The sequence below is a fragment of the Sphaerotilus sp. genome, from assembly GCF_041083715.1.
In the GTDB taxonomy this organism is placed as follows: Bacteria; Pseudomonadota; Gammaproteobacteria; order Burkholderiales; family Burkholderiaceae_C; genus Sphaerotilus.
The window spans coordinates 1-4,983 of the sequence record NZ_JBFPGY010000388.1 but is presented as its reverse complement, the minus strand read 5'-3'; the positions used below and the strand labels follow the sequence as shown (position 1 = coordinate 4,983).

Below are 4,983 nucleotides of genomic sequence, written 5' to 3'. Positions count from 1 at the left end.
CCATCCGGACTGTGTCCGTGAAAACGGAGTGCCAATCGGGCGCTCCGTTTTGCTTTTCAGGCACGGTGTGGATCCTGCGGCGGTTTCCGTCGATGGGTTTACAGCGCCTCCGAATTTGCGCTATAGTCTCACCTCTTCGCCGGAGACGTGACCGAGTGGCCGAAGGTGCTCCCCTGCTAAGGGAGTATGCGCCAAAAGCGCATCGAGGGTTCGAATCCCTCCGTCTCCGCCAAAGAGCTTTCATGCACATCACCCCTGTGATCCTCGGATCACAGGGGTTTTTGCTTTGTGGCGCCTGAAGCCGGTTTCGTCTTCATTTGGAGGCAATGGTGAAATTGCCACATTTGGTTACTCTGCGGTCGTTTTCACGAAATGGCTTCGCAGATGGCGCAGACGCATACAAGTCAGGAACGCAGCCACGAGATTGATCTGCTGCGCGGAGTGGCGTGTGCCTCGGTCGTGCTGTTCCATTTCCTTTACCGAGGGCAGCAGGCCGACTGGATTGCCGATCGGGTGGGGCCGCTCCTGTCCGAGGTTGCCCGCTATGGCTATCTGGGTGTGGACCTGTTCTTCATCATCAGTGGGTACGTTGTCTTTTCTTCCGCCCAAGGGGCGTCGGTGCGGGCGTTCGTGGCTTCCCGGGTAGCGCGTCTGTATCCGGCGTACTGGGTTGCCGCCGGCATGACGGCCGGACTGGCCTGGCTACTGGCGTCGCCGCTGTTCAGCGTGAGTCTGCGCGACTTCCTGATCAACCTGACGATGCTGATGCATCTGCTCCCGCTGCGGATGGGGGTGGAGCTGGTCGATGGGGCGTACTGGTCGCTGGCCGTCGAACTCCAGTTCTACCTGTTGATCGTGGCGGTGCTGTGGACTGGCACGATGGCCCGCATCGAGGCGCTGCTGACAGGTTGGCTGCTGCTGTCGGTGGTCGATTACATGCGCCGCATGTACCTGCCGACGCTCTGGCTGGCGCTGGATTGGGCGCCGCTGTTCTCGGCCGGCATCCTGTTCCGGTTGATTCGCCAGGATGGATTGAACCGCCAGCGCTATCTGCTGCTGTGGTGCAGTCTGCTGCTGGCGCTGGCCTATGGGACAGCCCCGGATCAGCTTGCCAGAGGGTCGGCCGATGGATCGTCCAGAAACGCCTGGATCGTCGCTGGCTTGCTGGCCGGTTTCTTCGGGGTCTTTGTGCTCATTGCGGCACGCCGCTGGCAACTGGCCTCTTCGTGGCTGACCAGAGTGGCGGGCTTGCTGACCTACCCGGTGTACCTCCTGCACCAGAACATCGGCTACATGCTGCTCGCGTACTGGCGCGGGTCCGGGCTGTCGCTGCCGCTGCGCCTGACCGGCGTGTTGCTGGTCGTCACGGCGGCGGCCTGGATGCTGCATCAGTTGGTGGAGCTGCCTTTCGGGCCGAGGCTGCGCCGATGGGTCGATCCTTCGCACTGAACGAAGGCTCACTCGTCGATTGCCGACCGTCACCCCGGTCGGCTTGGGGCAAGATAGGTGCCCCATGCGCTTCGACCTTGTCACGCTCAACCTTGTCCTCGCGATCGCCGAGACGGCGAGCATCACGCGCGGCGCCGAGCGGGAACACCTGGCGCTGGCCGCGGCGAGCAAGCGGCTGAGCGACCTCGAATCCCGTCTGGGCGTGCAGCTGTTCGATCGCCGAGCCCGCGGGGTCGAGCTGACCGCCGCCGGCCACGCGCTGGTGCGCCACATCCGCAGCCTGCATGCCTCGCTGCACGCGATGGAGGACGAGGTCGCCGAATACTCGCGTGGCATCCGCGGCCACCTGCGTGTCGTAGCCAACGCCTCGGCGATCGCCGAATGCCTGCCGCCGGATCTGGCGGCGTTCTCGCGCGCCCACCCCGACATCCGCATCAGCCTCGAAGACCAGACCAGCGCCGAGCTGCAGCGCTCGGTGGCCGAAGGCCGTGCGGACGTGGGCATCTTCGTGCCGCCGCTGCTGGAGTCGCGGCTGCAGACCTGGCATTACCGCGAAGGCACGCTGGTGCTGATCACGCCGGCCGACCACGCGCTCGCCGGTCGAACGCAAGTGCGCTTTGCCGACCTGCTCGACTTCGACTTCGTCGGCCAGCACACCGGCGCGGCGCTACAGCAGATGATCCTGGCCCAGGCCACCGAGCAGGGCCGGGCGCTGCGCACGCGCATGCAGGTGCGCGGCTTCGACGCCATTGCCCAGCTCGTCGAGGCGGGTCTGGGCATCGCGCTGATGCCGTCGGCCGTGGCCGAGCGGCTGGCGCGGCTGTTCCGCCTCGATCGGATTGCGCTGGACGAGCCCTGGGCTCGGCGCGAGTACCTCGTCGGTGTGCGTGCGCAGGAGGTTCTGCCTGCCGTGGTCCGCCGTTTTGTCGATTTCCTTTGTCCTTCCACGAACGAAAGCCTCCCATGACCGGACGCACCCTCTACGACAAGCTCTGGGACGAACACGTCGTCCACACCGAGGAAGACGGCACCTCGGTGCTCTACATCGACCGCCATCTGGTGCATGAAGTCACCAGCCCGCAGGCGTTCGAAGGCCTGCGTCTGGCCAACCGCCAAGTCTGGCGCACGAGTTCCGTCGTCGCCACGGCCGACCACAACACGCCCACCACCGGCTGGGAGCTGGGCTACGACGGCATCGCCGACCCGATCTCGCGCCAGCAGATCACCACGCTGGACGCCAACATCAAGGCCTTCGGCGCGGCGGCCTACTTCCCGTTCATGGATGGCCGCCAGGGCATCGTCCACGTCATCGGCCCGGAGCAGGGGGCCACGCTGCCTGGCATGACCGTCGTCTGCGGCGACAGCCACACCTCGACGCACGGCGCGTTCGGCGCGCTGGCGCACGGCATCGGCACCAGCGAGGTCGAGCACGTGCTGGCCACGCAGACGCTGCTGGCCAAGAAGGCGAAGAACCTGCTGGTGCGCGTCGACGGCCAGCTGCCCCTGGGTTGCGGCGCCAAGGACATCGTGCTGGCCATCATCGGCAAGATCGGCACGGCCGGCGGCACCGGCTACACCATCGAGTTCGGCGGCACGGCCATCCGTGCGCTGAGCATGGAAGGCCGCATGACGGTGTGCAACATGGCGATCGAGGCGGGTGCGCGCGCCGGTCTGGTCGCCGTGGACGACAAGACGATCGCCTACGTCAAGGGCCGCCCCTTCACGCCGGCCGGTGTCGAGTGGGCGCAGGCGGTGGCCTACTGGTCGACGCTGCAGTCCGATGCGGACGCGGTCTTCGACGCCGTGGTCGAGCTGGATGCGGCGCAGATCATCCCGCAGGTCACCTGGGGCACTTCGCCCGAGATGGTGCTGCCGATCGACCAGCGCGTGCCCGATCCCGACAAGGAACGCGATCCGGTCAAGCGCGACGCGATCGAGCGCGCGCTGAAGTACATGGGCCTGGAGCCGAACAAGCTGCTGGCCGACATCCACGTCGACAAGGTCTTCATCGGCTCCTGCACCAACAGCCGCATCGAGGACATGCGCGAGGCCGCGGCCGTCGTGCGCCGGCTGGGCAAGCGCGTGGCGGCGAACGTCAAGGTGGCGATGGTCGTGCCAGGCTCGGGTCTGGTGAAGGCGCAGGCCGAGCGCGAGGGGCTGGACAAGGTCTTCAAGGCTGCCGGTTTCGAGTGGCGCGAGCCGGGCTGCTCGATGTGCCTGGCGATGAACGCCGACCGGCTGGAGCCGGGCGAGCGCTGCGCCTCCACCAGCAACCGCAACTTCGAAGGCCGGCAGGGCGCTGGTGGCCGCACCCACCTCGTCAGCCCGGCGATGGCCGCCGCCGCCGCGCTGGAAGGCCACTTCGTCGACGTCCGCCACCTCGCCTGATCGACCGGATTCAAGGAACACCGTCATGCAAGCTTTCACCGTGCACAAGGGCCTGGTGGCCCCGATGGACCGCGACAACGTCGACACCGACGCCATCATCCCCAAGCAGTTCCTCAAGTCGATCAAACGCAGCGGTTTCGGCCCGAACCTGTTCGACGAGTGGCGCTACCTCGACGTGGGCCAGCCCGGCCAGGAACACGTCGTGCGCAAGCCCAACCCGGACTTCGTGCTGAACCAGCCGCGCTACCAGGGCGCCTCGGTGCTGCTGGCGCGCAAGAACTTCGGCTGCGGCTCCAGCCGCGAGCATGCGCCGTGGGCGCTCGACCAGTACGGCTTCCGCGCCATCCTCGCGCCCAGCTTCGCCGACATCTTCTTCAACAACTGTTTCAAGAACGGGCTGCTGCCGATCGTGCTGTCCGAGAGCGTGATCGCGAAACTGTTCGACGAGGTCCACGCCTTCCCCGGCTACCAGCTCACGATCGACCTGCCGCGGCAGGTGGTGGTCAAGGGCGACGGCGAGGAGATCCCCTTCGATGTCCAGGCCTTCCGCAAGTTCTGCCTGACCAATGGCTTCGACGACATCGGCCTGACACTGCGCCACGCCGACAAGATCCGCGCCTTCGAGGCCGAGCGGCTGGCAGCCAAACCGTGGCTGAACCACCGTCTGGTCGGCTGACCTGAACCGAACCCGTTCACGAAAGACATCTCCATGACCATGAAAATCGCAGTCCTCCCCGGTGACGGCATCGGCACCGAGATCGTCGCCGAAGCGGTGCGTGTGCTGAACGTGCTCGACCTGCCCTTCGAGATGGAAGAGGCCAAGGTCGGCGGTGCCGCCTACGAGGCCCACGGCCACCCGCTGCCCGAATCGACCCTGAACCTGGCCAAGGCCTCCGACGCGATCCTGTTCGGCGCAGTCGGTGACTGGAAGTACGACACGCTGGAGCGCGCGCTGCGCCCCGAGCAGGCCATCCTCGGCCTGCGCAAGCACCTGGGCCTGTTCGCCAACTTCCGCCCGGCGATCTGCTACGAGCAGCTGGTCGGCGCGTCCAGCCTGAAACCCGAGCTGATCGCGGGTCTGGACATCCTGATCATCCGCGAGCTGACGGGCGACATCTACTTCGGCCAGCCGCGCGGCCGCCGCAT

5 protein-coding genes and 1 tRNA gene are annotated in these 4,983 nt (G+C 66.4%); all 6 read left to right on the top strand.

Features of this window, described 5'->3' with window-relative positions:
- The first annotated feature begins 141 nt into the window (after nt 1-141).
- Nucleotides 142-232 (top strand) — tRNA-Ser (locus tag AB3X43_RS18235).
- 152 nt (nt 233-384) lie between these two features.
- Nucleotides 385-1,449: an acyltransferase family protein gene (locus tag AB3X43_RS18230; RefSeq protein ID WP_369431285.1), complete on the top strand. Its 1,065-nt coding sequence runs from the start codon at nt 385-387 to the stop codon at nt 1,447-1,449.
- 64 nt (nt 1,450-1,513) lie between these two features.
- Complete coding sequence (locus AB3X43_RS18225) at nt 1,514-2,416, top strand: LysR family transcriptional regulator (protein ID WP_369431284.1); 903 nt, start codon at nt 1,514-1,516, stop codon at nt 2,414-2,416.
- A complete protein-coding gene (leuC, locus tag AB3X43_RS18220) occupies nt 2,413-3,837 on the top strand; it encodes a 3-isopropylmalate dehydratase large subunit (RefSeq protein WP_369431283.1) in 1,425 nt (474 codons plus the stop codon). The genes AB3X43_RS18225 and leuC overlap by 4 nt, the downstream gene beginning before the upstream one ends.
- A 25-nt stretch (nt 3,838-3,862) precedes the next feature.
- Entirely contained in the window at nt 3,863-4,513 is a 651-nt protein-coding gene (leuD, locus tag AB3X43_RS18215; RefSeq protein ID WP_369431282.1) for a 3-isopropylmalate dehydratase small subunit, read from the top strand.
- A 39-nt stretch (nt 4,514-4,552) separates the two neighbouring features.
- Nucleotides 4,553-4,983: isocitrate/isopropylmalate family dehydrogenase (locus AB3X43_RS18210; protein ID WP_369431286.1), on the top strand; the 431-nt coding region annotated here is incomplete at its 3' end.